This is a genomic window from Jingyaoa shaoxingensis (assembly GCF_014385005.1).
Taxonomy (GTDB): domain Bacteria; phylum Bacillota; class Clostridia; order Lachnospirales; family Lachnospiraceae; genus Marvinbryantia; species Marvinbryantia shaoxingensis.
The window spans coordinates 675,494-694,017 of record NZ_JACRSZ010000001.1 but is presented as its reverse complement, the minus strand read 5'-3'; the positions used below and the strand labels follow the sequence as shown (position 1 = coordinate 694,017).

The 18,524-nt window shown below is 44.1% G+C and carries 17 protein-coding genes; 14 read left to right on the top strand and 3 right to left on the bottom strand.

The genetic code is table 11. The features are described from left to right. A complete protein-coding gene (locus H8716_RS03330) occupies positions 1–690 on the top strand; it encodes a YjjG family noncanonical pyrimidine nucleotidase (RefSeq protein WP_249307084.1) in 690 nt (229 codons plus the stop codon). A 55-nt stretch (positions 691–745) separates the two neighbouring features. Continuing rightward, entirely contained in the window at positions 746–1,234 is a 489-nt protein-coding gene (locus tag H8716_RS03325; protein WP_249307083.1) for an HD domain-containing protein, read from the top strand. A gap of 45 nt (positions 1,235–1,279) precedes the next feature. Here the strand turns inward: H8716_RS03325 and H8716_RS03320 are convergent, their stop codons facing one another. Continuing rightward, a complete protein-coding gene (locus H8716_RS03320; RefSeq protein WP_249307082.1) occupies positions 1,280–2,005 on the bottom strand; it encodes a DUF554 domain-containing protein in 726 nt (241 codons plus the stop codon). Between the two features lie 225 nt (positions 2,006–2,230). Between H8716_RS03320 and H8716_RS03315 the strand changes: the two genes are divergently transcribed. From H8716_RS03315 to H8716_RS03305, 3 genes are all read left to right on the top strand, one after another. After that, positions 2,231–2,758 (top strand): nitroreductase, encoded by a 528-nt coding sequence (locus H8716_RS03315; RefSeq protein WP_249307081.1) that lies wholly within the window; start codon positions 2,231–2,233, stop codon positions 2,756–2,758. A gap of 156 nt (positions 2,759–2,914) precedes the next feature. Continuing rightward, positions 2,915–3,460, top strand: coding sequence for a stage V sporulation protein T (gene spoVT, locus H8716_RS03310; RefSeq protein WP_249307080.1), 546 nt, complete (start codon positions 2,915–2,917; stop codon positions 3,458–3,460). Positions 3,461–3,531: 71 nt separating this feature from the next. After that, on the top strand, positions 3,532–4,290 hold the full coding sequence (locus H8716_RS03305; RefSeq protein ID WP_249307079.1) for a hypothetical protein: 759 nt from the start codon (positions 3,532–3,534) through the stop codon (positions 4,288–4,290). Between the two features lie 88 nt (positions 4,291–4,378). On the opposite strand, the gene H8716_RS03300 is transcribed toward H8716_RS03305, so the two are convergent. Further along, a complete protein-coding gene (locus H8716_RS03300) occupies positions 4,379–5,839 on the bottom strand; it encodes a nicotinate phosphoribosyltransferase (RefSeq protein ID WP_249307078.1) in 1,461 nt (486 codons plus the stop codon). A gap of 197 nt (positions 5,840–6,036) precedes the next feature. Beyond that, entirely contained in the window at positions 6,037–7,647 is a 1,611-nt protein-coding gene (locus H8716_RS03295) for an autotransporter outer membrane beta-barrel domain-containing protein (protein ID WP_249307077.1), read from the bottom strand. A 230-nt stretch (positions 7,648–7,877) separates the two neighbouring features. Between H8716_RS03295 and H8716_RS03290 the strand changes: the two genes are divergently transcribed. From H8716_RS03290 to H8716_RS03250, 9 genes are all read left to right on the top strand, one after another. Beyond that, positions 7,878–8,591, top strand: a complete 714-nt coding sequence (locus tag H8716_RS03290; protein WP_249307076.1) for a YoaK family protein — start codon at positions 7,878–7,880, stop codon at positions 8,589–8,591. A gap of 211 nt (positions 8,592–8,802) precedes the next feature. After that, positions 8,803–9,291 carry an RNA polymerase sigma factor gene (locus H8716_RS03285; protein WP_249307075.1) on the top strand — a complete coding sequence of 163 codons (489 nt, stop codon included), beginning with the start codon at positions 8,803–8,805 and terminating at the stop codon, positions 9,289–9,291. Further along, complete coding sequence (locus tag H8716_RS03280) at positions 9,288–10,766, top strand: DUF4367 domain-containing protein (RefSeq protein WP_249307074.1); 1,479 nt, start codon at positions 9,288–9,290, stop codon at positions 10,764–10,766. Before H8716_RS03285 ends, H8716_RS03280 begins: the two co-directional genes overlap by 4 nt. A gap of 220 nt (positions 10,767–10,986) precedes the next feature. Continuing rightward, positions 10,987–11,205: a FeoA family protein gene (locus H8716_RS03275; protein ID WP_249307073.1), complete on the top strand. Its 219-nt coding sequence runs from the start codon at positions 10,987–10,989 to the stop codon at positions 11,203–11,205. A gap of 20 nt (positions 11,206–11,225) precedes the next feature. Then, positions 11,226–13,208 (top strand): EAL domain-containing protein, encoded by a 1,983-nt coding sequence (locus H8716_RS03270; RefSeq protein ID WP_249307072.1) that lies wholly within the window; start codon positions 11,226–11,228, stop codon positions 13,206–13,208. 184 nt (positions 13,209–13,392) lie between these two features. Beyond that, complete coding sequence (locus H8716_RS03265) at positions 13,393–14,697, top strand: ABC transporter substrate-binding protein (RefSeq protein WP_249307071.1); 1,305 nt, start codon at positions 13,393–13,395, stop codon at positions 14,695–14,697. A 12-nt stretch (positions 14,698–14,709) separates the two neighbouring features. Further along, positions 14,710–15,663: a carbohydrate ABC transporter permease gene (locus H8716_RS03260; RefSeq protein ID WP_249307070.1), complete on the top strand. Its 954-nt coding sequence runs from the start codon at positions 14,710–14,712 to the stop codon at positions 15,661–15,663. 52 nt (positions 15,664–15,715) lie between these two features. Continuing rightward, entirely contained in the window at positions 15,716–16,537 is an 822-nt protein-coding gene (locus H8716_RS03255; RefSeq protein ID WP_249307069.1) for a carbohydrate ABC transporter permease, read from the top strand. Positions 16,538–16,539: 2 nt separating this feature from the next. Beyond that, positions 16,540–18,402, top strand: coding sequence for an HAD-IIA family hydrolase (locus tag H8716_RS03250; RefSeq protein WP_249307068.1), 1,863 nt, complete (start codon positions 16,540–16,542; stop codon positions 18,400–18,402). Positions 18,403–18,524: the final 122 nt, after the last annotated feature.

Genomic DNA, 18,524 nt, shown 5'->3' with positions numbered 1-18,524 from the left:
ATGATACAGGCAATTTTATGGGATGTGGATGCAACGCTTCTGGACTTTCATGCCGCAGAAAGAACCGCTATTTTGAAATTATTCCGGCAGTTTCATCTGGGTGAATGCAGTGATGCGATGCTGCAAGAATATGCAAAAATTAACCGTGGCTACTGGGAGCGGCTAGAGAAGGGAGAACTGACCAGAGATCAGGTACTGGTTGGACGTTTTCAGGAGTTCTTTGAAAAAGAAGGACTGGATGTATCCGCAGCACCGGCGTTTAACGAGGCTTATCAGCAGGCACTGGGGGATACGATTGTATATTGTGATGACAGCTATCAGATCATTGATTCCCTGAGGGGAAAGGTGAAGCAGTATGTGGTATCCAACGGAACGATCGTTGCGCAGGAGAAGAAGCTGCGACTATCAGGTCTGGGAGCACTGATGGATGGAATATTTCTGTCGGAAGAACTGGGCGTAGAGAAGCCTAACAAAGCCTTTTTTGATAAGATATTTGAAGAAATCGGAGATATAGACCGAGATGCGATGCTGATCGTCGGAGATTCCCTGACTAGTGATATCCGGGGCGGCAACAATGCAGGTATCCGTACCTGCTGGTATAATCCGGGACATGAAGTGCCGATAGAAGGTGTACATGTGGATTATGAAATTGCGGATCTTCATGAAGTATATGATCTTTTGAAGAAATAATAGAGAGCGGAGCTTATAAATGATCGAAGACAGCAAAAAGCAGAGGAATAGAAAGATGAACGTAAATGACATGATTTGCAAAATGATTGCACAGTCTAATGGAAATAAACATGATATCGCACATTTCCTGAAGGTATATACCTATGCCAGACTGATTGGAGAAAAAGAGCTGCTGGATGCCAGAACCCAGGAGACGCTGGAGATCACAGCGGTAATCCATGATATTGCCTGCCCACTGTGTCGTGAAAAATATGGCAACGCCAGTGGAAAACATCAAGAGCAGGAAAGTGCGCCACTGGTAGAAGCGTTTTTGGAAGGAACCGGAGTAGACGAAGCCATGAAAGAAAGAATCAGCTATCTGGTCTGCCATCACCATACTTATACCGATGTGAATGGACTGGATTATCAGATCCTGCTGGAGGCAGACTTTCTGGTCAATGCAGACGAAAGTCAGATGTCAGAAGCTGCCATCCGGCATGCCAGAGAGACATTTTTTAAGACTAGGACAGGAACAGAATTGCTGAACAGTATTTATCAGGTATAAAAGAATACGGCGGTTCAAAGACCGCCGTACATAGCACTAACTTTTTTAAATTCCAATATAAGTAAACAGGATGGCAATCACAAGGGACGGCAGGAGATTTGCTACTTTTATAGTCTTTGTCCAGATCAGATTCACGCCAACACAGAAGATCAGAATATTTCCTACTAAAGACAGATTGTCTAACACAGCGGTGGTCATGAACCCAGACAGTGCCACTGCCAGTACCGTCATGCTTCCCTGGAGAACTGCCACCGGAATAAAGGAAAACACACATCCTTTTCCCATAGACGATGCCATAATCATGACAATAATAAAGTCCAGCACTGCTTTTGCAAGAAGCGTGGAATAATCTCCATAAATACCATCCTGTATGGATCCGATAATAGCCATGGCACCAATGCTGACGGTCAATGAGGCAGACACAAATCCGTTGGTAAACTGACTGTCTCCATCACTTCCGGTCCGATGCTTCAGCCATTCCCCAAAACGTTCGAATAATCCATCAATATCAATGATTTCACCAATCAATGCCCCCACAGCCAGAGAAAGAATCATCAACATGGTACCAGTTGTAGTAAGCGTTGTACCGGTATCTGATACCACCAGCATTTTCGATAAGGCACCGGCAGCTCCAAGAAACAGAACAGCAAAGCCGGCTGCTTTCATAATGGTTTCCTGATAATGTTCTTTTAAAAATCGTTTCAATCCAATCCCCAGTATTCCACCTGCCAGAATAGCCAGGGCATTGATGATCGTTCCAAGTCCTTTCATAAATATTTCCTCTTTTGTTATAGTCTGGAACTTTTAATTCCATCAGCTATCTTAACAGGATAAAAAGCTACTGTCCAGCAGTTCCTTTTTGGCAAACAAAATATTGCCACCTGTTCAAATCATTGCAGATGATTATTGTCGTGACGACGCTGGTAAAAGACATTGCATCATAGCGCTGAAATGGTTAAAATAGATTGTAGAATTATGGTATTGGAGGACAGAAGTATGAGAGAAGTATTAGAGAACATGAAGTCAAGAAGAAGTGTCCGCAAGTTTAAGCCGGATATGGTGCCACAGGAGATTCTGGATCAGATCATGGAATCCGGACTGTATGCAGCCAGCGGCATGGGACGTCAGGCGACGATCATGATTCAGGTGACGAATAAGGAGATGCGAGATAAGATTGCACAGATGAATCAGGAGATCGGTGGCTGGAAGGAAGGCTTTGATCCGTTTTACGGAGCACCGGCCATGATCATTGTTTTAGCAAAAAAAGAAGTGCCGACTCGTATTTACGATGGAAGTCTTGTTATGGGCAATCTGATGCTGGCAGCCCATGAACTGGGAATCGGAAGCTGTTGGATCCATCGTGCGAAGGAAGAATTCGAGACAGACTGGGGAAAAGATCTGCTGAAGTCTCTGGGCGTGGAAGGTGAATATGAAGGCATCGGACACTGTGCACTGGGCTATGTGGACGGGGAATATCCACAGGCTGCCGAAAGAAAAGAAAAGCGTATCTTTGCGGTGAAGTGATGATAAAGAAAAACTGTAAAACGATAGGTATCGTGCTGATGGTGGTGATCTTTCTTTTATAAAAAAGAAGTATAAAACCCCTGTTTTTCCACATAATATCCATATGACACAGTATATGGAAAACACTATGAGAAAACAGGAGGAATACCATACATTATGAAAGCCACAGGAATAGTCCGGCGGATTGATGATTTAGGCCGGGTCGTGATACCAAAAGAGATACGAAAGACATTGAGAATCCGAGAATCAGATCCGCTGGAGATCTTCACAGACAGAGAAGGAGAGATCATTCTGAAGAAGTACTCGCCCATCGGAGAACTGGGCAGTTTTGCGAAGCAGTATGCGGAATCTCTGGCACAGACCACAGGTCACAGCATCTGCATCACTGACCGGGACCAGATCATTGCCACAGCAGGTGGAGTGAAGCGTGAATATGTCGGCAGGCCCATCAGCGGTTCATTGGAGAGTCTGATCGAAGAGAGAGAAAATGTACTTCACAATCAGGCAGACAAGGAGCATGTGGATATTTTGGAGATCAATGAGGAGAAACGCGCCCAGGTGATCAGTCCGATCCTCTGTGAAGGAGATGCCATAGGTGCTGTAGTCCTCATGGGAAAAAGTGATAAGGTACAGATGGGTGAGACAGAACAGATCGTGGCCAGATGTGCAGCTAATTTTATGGGACGGCAGATGGAAAATTGAAATATACCATATTTTATGTTAGAATATCGGCGATACAGAAGTTTGGCAACAGATAAGGAGACCGATATCCTATGGAAATACAGGAATTTCAGAAAAAACTGGCCGAGCTGAGCCAGAGTGCAAATGAGAATGGAAAGGTACTGAAGGGTGATCAGATCCGCAGCTTTTTTGAAGGTATGAATCTGGACCGGGAGCAGCTGCTTCAGATCTTCCGTTATTTTAAAAGCCAGGGCATTTATATCGAGGGCATCTCTTTTTCCGATGAGAAGGAGAGCCAGCCTGTAGAGACGGAAGAGGAAAAGGCAAAGAAAGCAGCAGAAGCAAAAGAACTGGAAAAAGAAGACCAGAGGAGAGCAGACCGGATTCAGGGTAATCAGTGTCTGACAACAGAAGACAAAAAATATCTGAAGCGTTATAAAGAGTCACTGAAGAAACCGGAAGAGACAACGCAGCGCCTGGAAGAGTTCCTGCCGCTGGCAGCAGATCTTGCGGCAGAGATGTTCCGGGATGGAATGAATCTGGCAGATCTGATTCAGGAAGCTAACGTAGCGCTTTTGAATATTTTTGCAGGAGATATGGAAGGGGTTACGGACAGCGATATCCGGGATCGGCTGCGCAAAGGTGTGAAAGAGGCAGCAAATCAGCAGGATGAGCAGAAGTTCGAAGATGACTGTCTGGTGGCAAAAGTACAGAATCTGGACAATGTCATGAAAGATCTGACAGATGGGGATGAAGGAGAGCCGAAGTTCAGTGTGGAAGAACTTGCAATTATGCTGGATATGGATATTGATGAGATGAAAGATATCATTCGTCTGACCGGAAGTATGTAGGAAGAAAAAGAAGAAAGACTGACCAATCATATCATCTTATTTTACAGATGACTGAGGGGTCAGTCTTTTTCAGCTTATAACGGAGAGATTAATTTTCATCCTCCATGCTCATCTGATGAAGCAGATTTTTCTTAATGTCATAGAGCTTATCAGAGAGATCTACATACATTTGTGATGGATTGACGAGGCGTCTGTGTTCTTCCCACAGAGTATCAAGCTCTTTACTGCAGATATCACGCAGTTCCATAACAGATGGAGAGGTGTAAACGCATTCGCCTTTTCTGAAGACAGGAACCAGAAGCTCACGCAGCTCGTAAGTGCCAGCTTTTAATTTCGTACGTTTCCAGGTCTCCAGAGGATCAAAGATCGTCAGATCCCTGGATTCATCAAATAACTCATCAGCAAGACAGATCAGATCTGCTTTGATCTTATGCTTATCCTTTTCATAAATACGGAATACAGTCTTATTACCTGGATTCGTGATCTTCTCAATGTTTTCAGAAAGCTTGATCTTCGGAATATAGTTACCATCCGCATCCTGAACAGCAGCCAGCTTGTATACACCGCCGAAAGCAGGGCAATCCTTGGAAGTAATCATGTTGGTACCCACACCCCAGGAATCAATGCAGCATCCCTGAGACTTCAGACTGGTGATCAGGTATTCATCCAGGTCACTGGAGGCTGAGATGAATGCATCCGGGAAACCGGCTTCATCCAGCATCTGGCGAGCGCGCTTTGTGAGATAAGCCAGGTCACCACTGTCCAGACGGATACCGTAGTTTTTCAGTTCAATTCCGGCTTCCCGCATCTCAGTGAAGACACGGATGGCATTTGGTACACCGGATTTTAAGGTATCATAGGTATCTACCAACAGACAGCAGGCATCCGGATATAATTCAGAATACTTTTTGAAAGCAGTGTATTCATCCGGGAAACTCATGATCCAGCTGTGAGCGTGAGTTCCCTTAACCGGAACGTCAAAAAGCTGTCCTGCAAGTACATTGGAAGTACCGATACATCCGGCAATCATAGCTGCTCTTGCGCCATAGACACCGGCATCCGGTCCCTGGGCACGGCGAAGGCCGAATTCCATCACACCACCACCGTCAGCTGCGTAGACCACCCGGGCTGTCTTAGTGGCAATCAGACTCTGGTGATTGATGATCGTCAGCAAAGCAGTCTCTACAAGCTGAGCTTCCATAATCGGAGCAACCACCTTTACCAGTGGCTCTCTTGGGAAGATCACAGTTCCTTCCGGGATAGCATAAATATCACCGCTAAAATGGAAGTCTCTTAAATATTCCAGAAAATCGTCTTCAAAAAGATGGAGAGAATCCAGATATGCAATATCTTCATCAGAAAATTCGAGACGTTTGATATAATCAATCAGCTGGTCCAGACCGGCGCAGATGGCATAGCCGTTACCACATGGATTGTTCCGGTAGAACATATCAAATACAACTGTCTCATTACAGTTATTTTTAAAATATCCCTGCATCATCGTAAGCTCATAGAGATCCGTTAACAAGGTCAGATTCATTGTACTCATGTCATTTCTCCTTTGATCAGAATGGTTTTACCAATATATCGTTTATTATACACTTATTAAGGGAAAAAAGGGGATTTTTTTATAACAAAAATCCCACAGCTCAGACAGTGAACTGTGAGATTTAATATTATGGGAGGGGTTATTGCGGTGTTATTTTATAAGCTTGCTGTTGTGTACAAAGTATGCAGGCATATTCATTACAGTGATTCCGGACGGTCAGCTTCATAGTCAGACCAGTCTGCAGAAGGAGTTGCATCACTGGTATCAGCGGTCGTTTCATAAGAATCTACTGTGATGGTATACTGGCTTTCGCCGTCTTCGTAAACAGTTCCGTCACTGCCCTGAATGGTCACTGTATTACCTTCTTCATCTACGATGGTTCCTTCGCTTGACAGCGAAGAAAGAGTGCTGTCACCGGTAACGATCCAGGTACTTCCCATATCGATGGTAACGTTGCAATAGCCGTCTCCACCTTCACCTGCGTAAGTTTCATCATCTACAAAAGAGCCGGTCAGGGTGCTGTTATTCGTCATATAGAAATCCAGATCGCTGCTGGAATCCCATACCACGTCACCTTCCATATCCTGATTGATGGCTGTGAACAAACAGTCAGATCCGTTGGCACCTGTTGTGCCCCATCCTCTTGCATTGTCATTGCCGGTACATCTCAAGAAAAATTCACTGTCCGGTGCGTAGGTAATATCCACACCATCTAAAGTGATGGTGCATTCTGTATTTGTAGTATACAGAAGACCTCCATTTCCGGTGGATAAAGTACCGCCAGTCATCTGGAAGGTACTGTTACCCACTTCAGAATCTCCGGACATACTCTGATATACAATTACACCCCAGGTACAGTCATTCTGGTCATCATCCGACATATTTCCAGAGAGGTTACAGTCAAACAGATGCAGAGAATTCAGTCCTTCGATGCAGACTGCTTCGGAACTGTTGGCGGTCAGATCAGCATCATTAATGGCAATATCTGCAGTACAGTAAACAGCCGGAGAACCCACACCATTGGAGGTATAAGTACCGCCATCTACTACCATAGTACCGCCGCCGCGGTCACTGCGGATCGCTGCGGAAGATTCACCGTTGGTAGTCACATCCAGATCCCATGCATACAGGGTACCGCCGCCGGCTGCATGAATACCGCCGGAGGTATCTTTCTGAGTTGTGATAGTAGAATCTGCCGCATAGACCGTTCCGTCACCATAGGCAAAGAGTCCGGCACCGCCCTTTGCATCTGTGGAAATGGTACTGCCACTGACAGATGCGGTGCCGTCTGTGGCAAGAACGGCAGCACCCACACCATAAAAGCTGGAATTATCACCGCCTGTGCTGTTGGCAGAGTCACGTAAAATATTAGAATTTTTGATAGTCACATCTGCACCGTTTTCTACCAAAACAGCATTTTCATCGGTACCGGAGGATTCGATATCTTCCCCGTCAAATGTAGTATCTTCGGTACAGTCATTTACAGCGTTGTAACTGTTTACGCCCTGAGATTGTCCGCCAGGGCCTTCGCCCGGTGTATCACTGGGAACTCCGCCAGGACCACCCTGTCCGTCAGGAGCATTCCCATCCTGCGGAGGTTCTCCAGGTGCTTCCCCATCAGGTTTTTCTCCGTCAGGCTTCTCCGGCGGAGCAGAAGCATCGGAAGAAGATTCGGTATTTGAGGAAGCACCTGAGGCTTCTTTTAATACTTCTGCCGTAGATGTATTTGTCGTAGATTCCGCCATAACCGGCGTGGCGGCCATAGTCAGTACCATACCAAGTGCCAGTGCTGCGTATTTATTTCTCATAATAGTTACCAACCTTTCTATTGAGCTTACCGTTGAATTTAATGAGTTCATGTTATAGGAAAAGTATGGTCATTCTGTGAAAACTATGGAAATAAAGTATGTTTTTTCTTAAGAAAATCGGAAGGTTGTAGGTTGATAAAAGAGATATAGAATGGTATGGTAAGAGGAGAAAAACAGGAAGGAACAGGAAATAGAAGAAAAATGACTATAGAAGGAAGGCTTATACAGACATGGCAAATGAGCTGCAAAAGATAGAACGTGAAGTACACAGAGATGTAGAAGAAATAGAAGAGAAGATTCAGACATCGGAGACGTTTCTCCTCAGTGCAATACTGGCTCTGTCAGGTGGTTTTCAGGATGCATATACCTACAATGTGCGAGACAAGGTTTTTTCCAATGCTCAGACGGGAAATGTGGTACTTATGAGTCAGCATATGATGATGGGAGAATGGGGAAGAGCTTTACATTATTTGTTCCCGGTGATAGCGTTTGCCCTGGGAGTTCTGGTGGCAGAGCAGATCGGTCATAAGTACAAAATGGCAAAGAAAGTGCACTGGAGACAGATTATCGTTGCCATAGAATTTGTGATATTGTTTGCGGTGGGATTCATCCCGTCCGGTTATAATATGATTGCCACAATGCTGGTATCCTTTGCATGCTCCATGCAGGTACAGGCATTCCGCAAGGTGCATGGATACGGTTATGCCAGCACCATGTGCATTGGAAACTTACGAAGCGGAACGGAGAGTCTGTCGGTTTATTTAAGAGATAAAAAACCAGAGGCACTGAAAAAAGTGGCACATTATTATGGAATTATCCTGACATTTGCGATCGGTGCCGGAATCGGAGGAATCTGTTCCACACATATGGGAATGAAGTCCATCTGGGGATCCAGTGCACTATTGATTCTGGCATGCATGATGATGGTTCAGGAGAAGAGATAGTCTCTGATCTGTGCGAGAATATGGTATAAAATTGATATGGAAAATTAGCTGGACTGCATAAAAAATCTATGCAGTCCTTTATCATGTCAGGCATTCTTGAAAAAATAATTTTGTAATTGAGGGATATTTCAGATCACCATACGTCTAATAAATGAAAGCAAACAGGAAATGGAAATAAAACTCCATCCTGTGGATAAGGAGGGCAGTATAAGTGACAAAAGAACAACTGGGAAATGTGATTCTGGACTCCCAGCATCAGATGTATGCCACGGCAAAGTCTATTCTAAAGGATGACCAGAATTGTGCCGATGCCATACAGGAAACAATCGTAAAGGCATTTGCAAAGCTGGACACACTTCGCAAAGACCGGTATGTGAAGACCTGGCTGATGCGGATTCTGATGAACGAATGCTATAACATCTGTCGAAGATCAGAGAAGATTTTACCCATAGATCAGTATATGGAACAGATCGAGACACCGCAAAAAGAAAGGCGAAATTACGGCGAACTGTATGAAGCAGTACAGGAACTGCGGGAAGAACTTCGCATACCGGTGGTACTGTATTACGTGGAAGACTTCAGTTGCAGGGAGATAGCAGAGATGCTGGATATTTCCGAAGGGGCAGTGCAGAAGCGTCTGGCAAGAGCCAGAGAGAAAATGAAAAACAGATTACAGAATAAGGAGGCAGCAGGCAGATGAGATTGGAAGATTTGAAAGGCCAGTATCCAAAGACACCGGATTTTATCAGTGAAATGATAGAAAAAGAAGTGGAGAAACAAGTTCACACCCAGAAAAATGTCAGACGAAGCAGGAAGAAAAAGAAGGTATGGACGCTGGGACGAACAGCGACAGCGGCAGCAGTAGCCTGTGTACTCATCGGTACCGGAGCCTATGCAGCAGTCAATGCTTACCGGAATTATCATATGAATCTGCAGCAGCAGGGCAGCTACAGTGTGGTAACCGGTGTGACAGCCGATACCGAGAGTCAGACAACGGAAGCTCTGCCAGATCAGATTGCAGATGTAAGAATAGAGACTTCTTATATTCCGGAAGGTATGGAGTGGAAGGATGAACGCCATCTGGATTATATCAATACAGATAACAAAGGTGGATTCAGCATTGACAGTGTATTGATCGGAGACGGTAATCTGGAAGAGGGACTGACAGATACCAGTGTGGAAGAAAGCGAACAGACTATATTTGGAGAACACGAAGGTGTCTATCTGAAGTATCATACGGTACAGACAGATACCCATTTTAACCAGCGGATTTATCTGCTCTGCCCGGAAGAAGGCAGAATTGTGACCATGTATATCGGAAGTGATGTATCCAAAGAAGAGGCATATAAAGTAGCAGAGGGAATCACACTGAAGGAGACCGGGGAGATGGTCAGCACAGGAGATATGTGGGATTGGAACACCCTGGTAGAAAATGAAAACGCTGCATTGGCAGAAGGTGATGGATCAGAACTTCCGGCATATGATACCGTGGTGACGGCAGATAAACTGCACATTTATACGATGGGAGAAGAGATATATAAAGATGGTTACTTAACAGAGGATGCACAGGGAAATCAGACAGCAGAGAGTAAGGTGAGCCTGAAGGTAGACAGCGTGCAGGTATCAGATGATTTCTCATTACTGAATGAAGCGTATATTCCGGATGAATGGAAAGACAGATTAGATGAAAATGAAAAATTAAAAGACAACGAAGCAACTTATGTCAAATGCGGTGATGGTGTGGATACACTGGATGAAGTGGTAAGAACAGAGAGCTTCTCAGCAAAACTGGTATACGCTACTCTGACAGTTACAAACCATAGTGACCAGGATTTGGAAAATATCCATTACTATATTAGGCTGTCTCTGCTGAATCAGACAGATGATGGATATCAGGAAAAGGATTATATGAACCAGTCTGGAGAGGATTATGATTACGTACAGTGGGACGGCGGGCTGAATATAGATGGCGGAATGCAGTATTATGACAGCCAGAGTGATATCGGGAAGAACTACATTTCCAGTCTGGCAGCAGGTGAAAGCACAGAGGTGAACGTGGCCTGGATTGTCAATGAAGAAGATCTTGGACGGATGTATCTGGAAGTATCGGGATATGGTGCAAGCCTGAATAGTCCAAATGCAGATCCGATCCAGTTGGTGGATGTGAGACAATAGATTTTCATTACATTCAAGAATGCCTCGGCATTCTTGCTGCGAAAGGTATGAGTTATAAGATGTAAAAAGGAATTTGCGCAGAACGAAATATTTCGGCGCAAATTCCTTTTTTCTGTCACATTCTACCGAAAACCTATTTACAGATAAGAAAAAACATGGTACATTCATAGTTAGCAAAAACTAACTTTTATAAGTCGCTAATGAACAGTGAGGTGTTGTCATGCCATTGAATCTGGCAGAGTTTCATAAAGCATATACCATAGCCAAGGTCTGCGGTCTGGAAAGGCAGAAGCATTATCTGGAGACACTTGGATTTACAGTAGGAAGTACGGTGGAGGTGTTGTCTGAGCTTCACGGATATTTTGTTGTGCTGATCAGAGAGAGCAAAATCGGGATCGAGAAGCGTCTGGCACAGAATGTGATTCTGGTTGCAGAATAAAAAGAGCAGGGAGAAAAAACGTGAAATTTAACAAAAAAATTATAAACTTTTGCAATGCACAGCTGGTATTATTCCTGCTGTTTTTGCTTGTTGTGGCATTTCATCTGGATAACCTCATTCATTACGATACGACAGTTGCATTGCTGGTGCGGATCATTCTGGTTACCATTGCACTTCTTGGATGTGCCCTGACACTGGCACTGAAGGATTATGTGCAGAATATGGTGCAGAGCGAAGCCACTGACGCAGTGGGAATTCATAATAAAAAGGCATTGGAGAAAAAGCTGAACCAGATCCAGGAACTGGATGATACTCTGGATGTGGGTATTATGATGTTTGATATGAACGGGCTGAAGTATATCAATGATACCTTCGGACATGATGAAGGAGACCGTTTTATTAAAACATTTGCATCCTTTCTGACCAGAATTCTGACGGAAAACAGTTTCCTGGCCAGATATGGCGGAGATGAGTTCGTGATTGTACAGGAGCATACATCTCTGGATGAACTTGAAAAGATGAATATGGAACTTCAAAGAAATGTAGATGTATACAATACACAGGCAGAACATGAGATCAGTTATGCGGTAGGTTATGAAGTCAGCTATAAGAATCATTATTATCTGGTGCAGGATCTGATGAAACATGCCGATGAAAAAATGTACCGGGACAAAGCATTTAAAAAGAGCGGAAGCAGTCAGGAACAGATTCAGTGCAGGGGAGTCAGTGATGTAGGACAGATCATTTCTGTCAGTGAACTGGCAGGCAAGTTATTTACCTTAAAGAATAATGGAGAAGAACATAAGACTTACATGCTGCTGCTAATGGATGTGAAGGATTTTCATCTGATCAATGAATTTTGGGGCTATCAGATGGGAAATGAGATTTTACAGTTTATATGGAAAAGACTGGAGTTATTTCCAAAAGTAGTTTTTACCAGTCGATTTCATTCCGATGTATTTGTGGCAGTAGTGGATGTGACAGGAGAAGCTCTGGATTCCTGTCTGAAAATGGTTGCGAAGAATAACCAGATTCTGGCCAATGAGGTGCAGGGAAAATATCCAGTAGAATATTTCTCTATGAATACAGGCGTTTATTACGATTTGAACCGAGAGGAGGATACAGAAAAGATTATTTCTCATACCAATACCGCCAGAAGAAAAGCAAAGGAGCAGGTGGATGGCATCTGTGCCTATACCGAAGAACTGGCACATGCAGAATTACTGCGGGCAGATGTACTGCATTCTTTCCAGAGTGCACTGGAGAAAGAAGAATTCATTCTGTATTTTCAGCCAAAGATTTCCGGAATGGATGAAAGCATCACCAGTGCGGAGGTGCTGGTGCGCTGGCAGAGGTCAGATGGAGCAATCTTGGGACCAAACAAATTTATATCAGTTTTGGAAGAATGTGGAAAAGTGGAAGCACTGGATTTTTATGTGTATGAAAAAGCGTTTCAGTGGATGGTCAGCCAGCGTGAATGCCGGACACAGCCAGTGACACTGTCTCTGAATATTTCCCCGTTTCACTTCCGGGATATTGAGGGATTTACGAAAAAACTGCTGGATATCATTAACAAATACGAGATAGATACCAGATATCTTATTTTTGAAATTACCGAAAGTGCCTATATACGAAACCGAGATGCAGTAAATGGGATGATCAGCATCCTTCACGCATACCATATTCGTATCTCCATGGATGATTTTGGTTCCGGATATTCATCTCTGAATACACTGAAAGATATTGCCTTTGATGAAGTGAAGATCGATAAGAGCTTTCTGGACGGTAGCCTGACGGAAAAAGGTCGCATCGTATTGCAGGAGATCTTCCATCTGCTGAAGCGGACCGGAAAAAGTATTGTCTGCGAAGGAGTAGAGACAAAGGAGGCTGCAGATTTTCTGATTCAGGAAGGCTGTGATGAATTGCAGGGATATTACTATTACCGGCCGATCTGTATGCGGGAGTTTGAAGAAGCAGTAAAAGAAAAGAGAAAAGCATCATAAATTAAAATAACATGCAGACCAAAAGCGAAGTCGCCAGATCATGAAAAATGACTGGCGATTTTTTACATGTTTTTTACTTTGCTTTTCTGAAGCTTTACAAAAGTTTTACCCCACCATGATAGTAGGGCAGAACTTTTTTCTTTATACTTGGCTTATCTGATAACGATCAGGAGAGGAGAAAAAGATGAAGAAAAAAATTTGTATGCTTTTGGCAGGAACGATGCTGGCAGGCAGCCTTGGAACCACAGGATTTGCACAGGAAGAAACGACAACAACAGAACCAATGGAGCTGACCATGTATTTCCCGGTTTCCGTAGGAGGCGGACCGGATGCACTGATTGATGATCTGTGTGCACAGTATCATGAAGAGAATCCGAATATTACCATTAATCCGGTTTATGCAGGAAGTTATGCAGATACCAGAACAAAGGTACAGGCAGCCATCAAAGGCGGGAATACACCGGATCTGGCAATCATGTTTTCCATAGATTTATATTCCCTTCTGGCTATGGATGCCATTGCAGATATTGACAGCTTCTGCACCACAGAAGAGGATCAGCAGTGGCTGGATGGATTCTACGATGGATTCATGATGAACAGCCGTGACGGAGAAACCACTTACGGTATTCCATGGCAGAGAAGTACTATAGTTCTTTACTACAATAAAGATGCATTTGAAGCAGCCGGACTGGATCCGGAACAGCCGCCTACAACATGGGATGAACTGTATGAAGATGCGCAGAAGCTGACGATTACCGAAAACGGACAGACCACCCAGTACGGAATTCAGATTCCTTCTGATGGATATGCATATTGGATGCTCCAGACTTTCTGTGTACAGCAGAGTGGTTTTAACCTGATGAATGATACCGGTACAGAAACTTATTATGATGATGAACGTACAGCGAAGGGACTGAAGTTCTGGAAGAGTCTGTCAGAGAACGGTTCACAGCCATCCGGTATCGTAGCATGGGCAACTACACCTTCTGATTTCCTGGAAGGAAAAACAGCCATGATGTACCACACAACCGGTAACCTGACCAATGTGAAAAACAATGCAACCTTTGATTTTGGTGTAGCCATGCTGCCGGAAAATGAATCCTTCGGTTCTCCGACAGGCGGCGGTAACTTCTATATCTTCAAGGGTGTATCCGAAGAACGCCAGCAGGCAGCCTTTGACTTCATCAAATGGATGACCGACGATGAACGTGTAGCTCAGTGGAGCATTGATACTGGATATGTGGCAACCAGACCAAGCGCTTACGAAACAGACAGAATGAAACAGTACGCAGAAGAATTTCCATACTGTCTGGTGGCAAGAGACCAGCTGGAATATGGATATGCAGAATTATCTACATATAATCAGGCTGAAGTCCAGAAAGCCATTGATGACGCAATCTCTTATGTAATGACAGATCAGCAAGATGTGGAAACAGCACTGGCAGCCGCACAGCAGACCGCGGATGGTATTCTTCAGGCATACAGATAACAGGAGGACTATATGAGTACAGCGCAGCAGGTACTTACCGGTCCAATGATACAGTCAGGGACATCTCGTGTGTCCCTGACTGTGATTCAGGAACGGGCAAGAAAGAAAAAATGGAAAAACAGTTTCCGTGCATGGCTGTTATTACTGCCATCACTGATATTTCTGGGGATCTTTACCGTATATCCGATTATACAGAGTCTGATTTCCAGTTTTTACAAAGATGATCTGTCTACGGTACAGCCGGTATTTACAGGACTGGCAAATTATCAGGCACTGCTTATGGATCCGGTATTCTGGGAATGTATGAAGAACAATCTTCTGATTGCAGTGGTGACGGTTCCGGCCAGCATTTTACTGGGTGTGGCAATGGCATCCTTTTCCAATTCTCTTGGAAAATGGGGAAAGACCGTGACCAGAATCGGATTCATCTATCCGACCTTTATTCCTCTGGTAGCGGCAGCCAATATCTGGATGTTTATCTATACACCGATTTATGGACTTTTGGGATACATTAATTCCAGCTGGCGGCTTCTGGCAGACGGAAAGACTGCAATCTGGGCAATTATTGTTATGCTGATCTGGAAACAGGCAGGCTATCTGATGTTATTTTATATTGCCGGATTAAACGGCATTTCAAAAGAAGTGTTTGAAGCAGCAGAGATCGACGGAGCAACCGGATTTCGCAGATTCAAAGCCATCACATGGCCATTGTTAAAACCGACTACCATGTATGTATTTATCATTGCACTGACCAGTGCCTTTAAGACAGTGGATCATCTTTATATTATGACAAAAGGTGGCCCCGGCAATGCAACAAATATGCTGCTGTTTTACATTTATCAGACTGGATTTGATTACTGGAACAACGGAAAAGCATCTGCAATGACAGTGATACTGGTAGGAATTCTGCTGATCGTGACAGCAGTAAAATTCTTTTATGATGACAGGCATGCTTATTACAACTAGTACATCATACAAAAATTAACTGTACTAGACATGAGAAAATGAGGAAAGAAAAATGATGAAGAAATTGAGTATCGGAGATATTTTTTACCGTTCTCTGATGTGGATTCTGATGGCAGTGTCTGTGATTCCTCTGATCTGGGTTATCCGTACCGCATTTATCCCATCAGGGAAAGCGTTGAATCTTTTCGCGCTGTCAGCACCCACACTGGAAAATATCCGTCACGTATTTGAGACGGTTCCTTTTTTACAATATTATGGCAACACCATTCTGATCACCTTATTGGTGCTTGTGGTGCAGCTGGTATTGGTTACACTTGCAGGATATGCCTTTGCCAGAATGGACTTCTATGGAAGCAAAGTACTTTTTGTGATTTTTCTGGCACAGATGATGATTGCACCGGAAGTATTGATTCTGCCAAACTACAGCCTGATGGTAAAACTTGGCTTAAATGACAGCCGGATCGGAATAGCGCTTCCGTTTTTTGCATCCGCTATGGGAACACTGATTGTTCGCCAGACGATCAAGACCATTCCCTATGAACTGGAAGAGGCAGCCCAGGTAGAGGGCGCATCTTTTATGCAGATTATCACGAAAGTCTATGTACCGCTGCTCAAACCGGCGTTCGTGGCGTTTGGTATGATTTCTGTATCCTACCAGTGGAATAACTTCTTATGGCCACTGGTTATGACAGATTCTGTATCCAAAAGACCTTTGTCTCTGGGACTTGCCATGTTTGCCATGTCCTTCGAGACTGGTGCACAGTGGAGTGATGTCAGCGCAGCTACATTTCTGGTGTGCGCACCGCTTCTGATTCTGTTTGTAGTATTTCAGAAACAGTTTATCGAGAGTTTTGTACATTCGGGGATTAAATAGTGATGAAAAAAAGATTATTTATTATGGATATCGACGGAACCCTGGCATTGGGAAAACAGCTTATAGACGGTGCTGCCGAACTGATTGAAGAGATCCACAGACAGCACGGAATCTGCTGTTATTTTACAAACAATTCATCCAGAGGTGTGGCAGAATATGTGGATAAGTTTCAGAACTGGGGAATCCGGGTATCGGAAGAGGAATTTGTCACAGCCGGTACATTTGCAATCTCAGTACTGAAAAAACAGTACGGCAACCAGAAAATTTTTGTATTTGGAACCAGAGCATTTCTGTGGGAGTGTCGCAGGATGGGACTGAACGTGACAGAAAAGGAAGAAACAGACATTGCAGCGGTGTTGACTACCTATAACCGGGAACTGACTTATGAAACACTGACAACAGTATGCCGTGTATTGCAGAAAAATAAGATACCATGGTATGCGACGAACGAGGATCTATGCTGTCCGTATGAGGACGGGATTATGTTACCGGACTGCGGGGCAATCAGTTATATGATATCTCTTGCGGTAGACCGCAAGCCACAGTTTCTGGGCAAACCATATCCGGAGATGGCAGAATATGTGCTGGAAAAGTATAGTTGTATCAGGGAAGAAGCATTGCTGGTGGGAGACCGCTGCTATACAGATATTGCCTGTGGTCAGCAGGCGGGGATTATGACCTGCCTGGTGTTGACTGGGGAAGAAAAAAATGCCAGAAACAAGGCGGATATTTGCCTGAATTCGGTAAAAGATCTTGCAAAAATATTGAAAAGGCAGAGGCTGAACAATTCAGAAGAATTTCCAACATATAACTGGATACAAAGTATAACAAAAAACAAAGACGGCATACAGGAGCAGTATGAAGGATTGTCACAAGATCAGATTTTTGGTGCAGCAAGCCGCTGGTACTGTGGAGATCTTCATATTCATACGACCATGTCAGACGGGCATGACACTCCAAAAGAAATGAAGATCAGGGCAGAAAAAGAAGGTCTGGATTTTTACGCGGTTACCGATCACAATGTGTGGCAGAAAAAGTGGCCACTGACCAGTTGCATGGTGTTGCCGGGGATGGAGATGACGCAGGAGATTGGACATGCCAACCGGATCAAAGTGGGAAACCATGAGATCTTCAGTCTGAACCACCCATTTCTGGATCAGTGGAGCTGGAACTATAAGGATCTGCAGTTGTCAAAACTGACTTGTCTGGAGGTGGATAATAATCCCACATTTGAACATGATGCAAAGCAGCATGCGGAGAAAGCCAATAAAAAAGCAGTGGCTTTATCAGATCTTCTGTGGGCTGACGGACATCGGATCTGTGCTGTGGGTGGAAGTGACGTGCATCTGAAAGAGACAGAACGCTATGGAGATGCATCTGTGCCGCCAAAACCGGGAGACCCTTCTACATGGTGTTATATGGAACAGATGACACCGGCGCAGTTTTTGAAGAGCATACAGGCTTGTCACGTTTATGTAACCAGAAACTGTGAAGTGCAATTTTCCTGTGAATGTTATAAGGCATCCGGAGAGCGGATACCGGGCGCATATCGTTTTGGGGACAGTCTGCCGGACCAATGCGCAATTATGGGATTCGAACTGAAGATAAAAACCAGAGAACGGAATGCGCAGGTTTTTTATCTGAATGACGGGGAAAAGATGGTGCTGCTGGAAGAAGTACGAAAAGACGGATGGAGACAATACAATGGAACGATTACTTTTTCGGTGCAGGAAACCTATCACTGGATAAGGTTTGGCGCAGAAACAAGGAAAGGAACCCTGCTCTTTTACGCCAATCCATTCACCAGAGGAGAAAAGAAGCCGGAGCTCCTGACATTTGGGGATGCGATATCCCATCTGACATAAAAGATGATCACCCAGTGGGTTCTGAATAGTTACTGTCAGTTCACATTTTCTATCCTACGTCTTTTTTCACAGAAGATCAATGCATTAGCTTCGAAAAATCAGAAATTCTGTAACCTTTTCAT

What these genes read in the sequence shown, in the direction of transcription:
- H8716_RS03330 (WP_249307084.1), top strand. Translation starts at nt 1, where the DNA reads ATGATACAGGCAATTTTATGGGATGTGGATGCAACGCTTCTGGACTTT.
- H8716_RS03325 (WP_249307083.1), top strand. Translation starts at nt 746, where the DNA reads ATGAACGTAAATGACATGATTTGCAAAATGATTGCACAGTCTAATGGA.
- H8716_RS03320 (WP_249307082.1), bottom strand. Translation starts at nt 2,005, where the DNA reads ATGAAAGGACTTGGAACGATCATCAATGCCCTGGCTATTCTGGCAGGT.
- H8716_RS03315 (WP_249307081.1), top strand. Translation starts at nt 2,231, where the DNA reads ATGAGAGAAGTATTAGAGAACATGAAGTCAAGAAGAAGTGTCCGCAAG.
- spoVT (WP_249307080.1), top strand. Translation starts at nt 2,915, where the DNA reads ATGAAAGCCACAGGAATAGTCCGGCGGATTGATGATTTAGGCCGGGTC.
- H8716_RS03305 (WP_249307079.1), top strand. Translation starts at nt 3,532, where the DNA reads ATGGAAATACAGGAATTTCAGAAAAAACTGGCCGAGCTGAGCCAGAGT.
- H8716_RS03300 (WP_249307078.1), bottom strand. Translation starts at nt 5,839, where the DNA reads ATGAGTACAATGAATCTGACCTTGTTAACGGATCTCTATGAGCTTACG.
- H8716_RS03295 (WP_249307077.1), bottom strand. Translation starts at nt 7,647, where the DNA reads ATGAGAAATAAATACGCAGCACTGGCACTTGGTATGGTACTGACTATG.
- H8716_RS03290 (WP_249307076.1), top strand. Translation starts at nt 7,878, where the DNA reads ATGGCAAATGAGCTGCAAAAGATAGAACGTGAAGTACACAGAGATGTA.
- H8716_RS03280 (WP_249307074.1), top strand. Translation starts at nt 9,288, where the DNA reads ATGAGATTGGAAGATTTGAAAGGCCAGTATCCAAAGACACCGGATTTT.
- H8716_RS03275 (WP_249307073.1), top strand. Translation starts at nt 10,987, where the DNA reads ATGCCATTGAATCTGGCAGAGTTTCATAAAGCATATACCATAGCCAAG.
- H8716_RS03265 (WP_249307071.1), top strand. Translation starts at nt 13,393, where the DNA reads ATGAAGAAAAAAATTTGTATGCTTTTGGCAGGAACGATGCTGGCAGGC.
- H8716_RS03260 (WP_249307070.1), top strand. Translation starts at nt 14,710, where the DNA reads ATGAGTACAGCGCAGCAGGTACTTACCGGTCCAATGATACAGTCAGGG.
- H8716_RS03255 (WP_249307069.1), top strand. Translation starts at nt 15,716, where the DNA reads ATGATGAAGAAATTGAGTATCGGAGATATTTTTTACCGTTCTCTGATG.
- H8716_RS03250 (WP_249307068.1), top strand. Translation starts at nt 16,540, where the DNA reads ATGAAAAAAAGATTATTTATTATGGATATCGACGGAACCCTGGCATTG.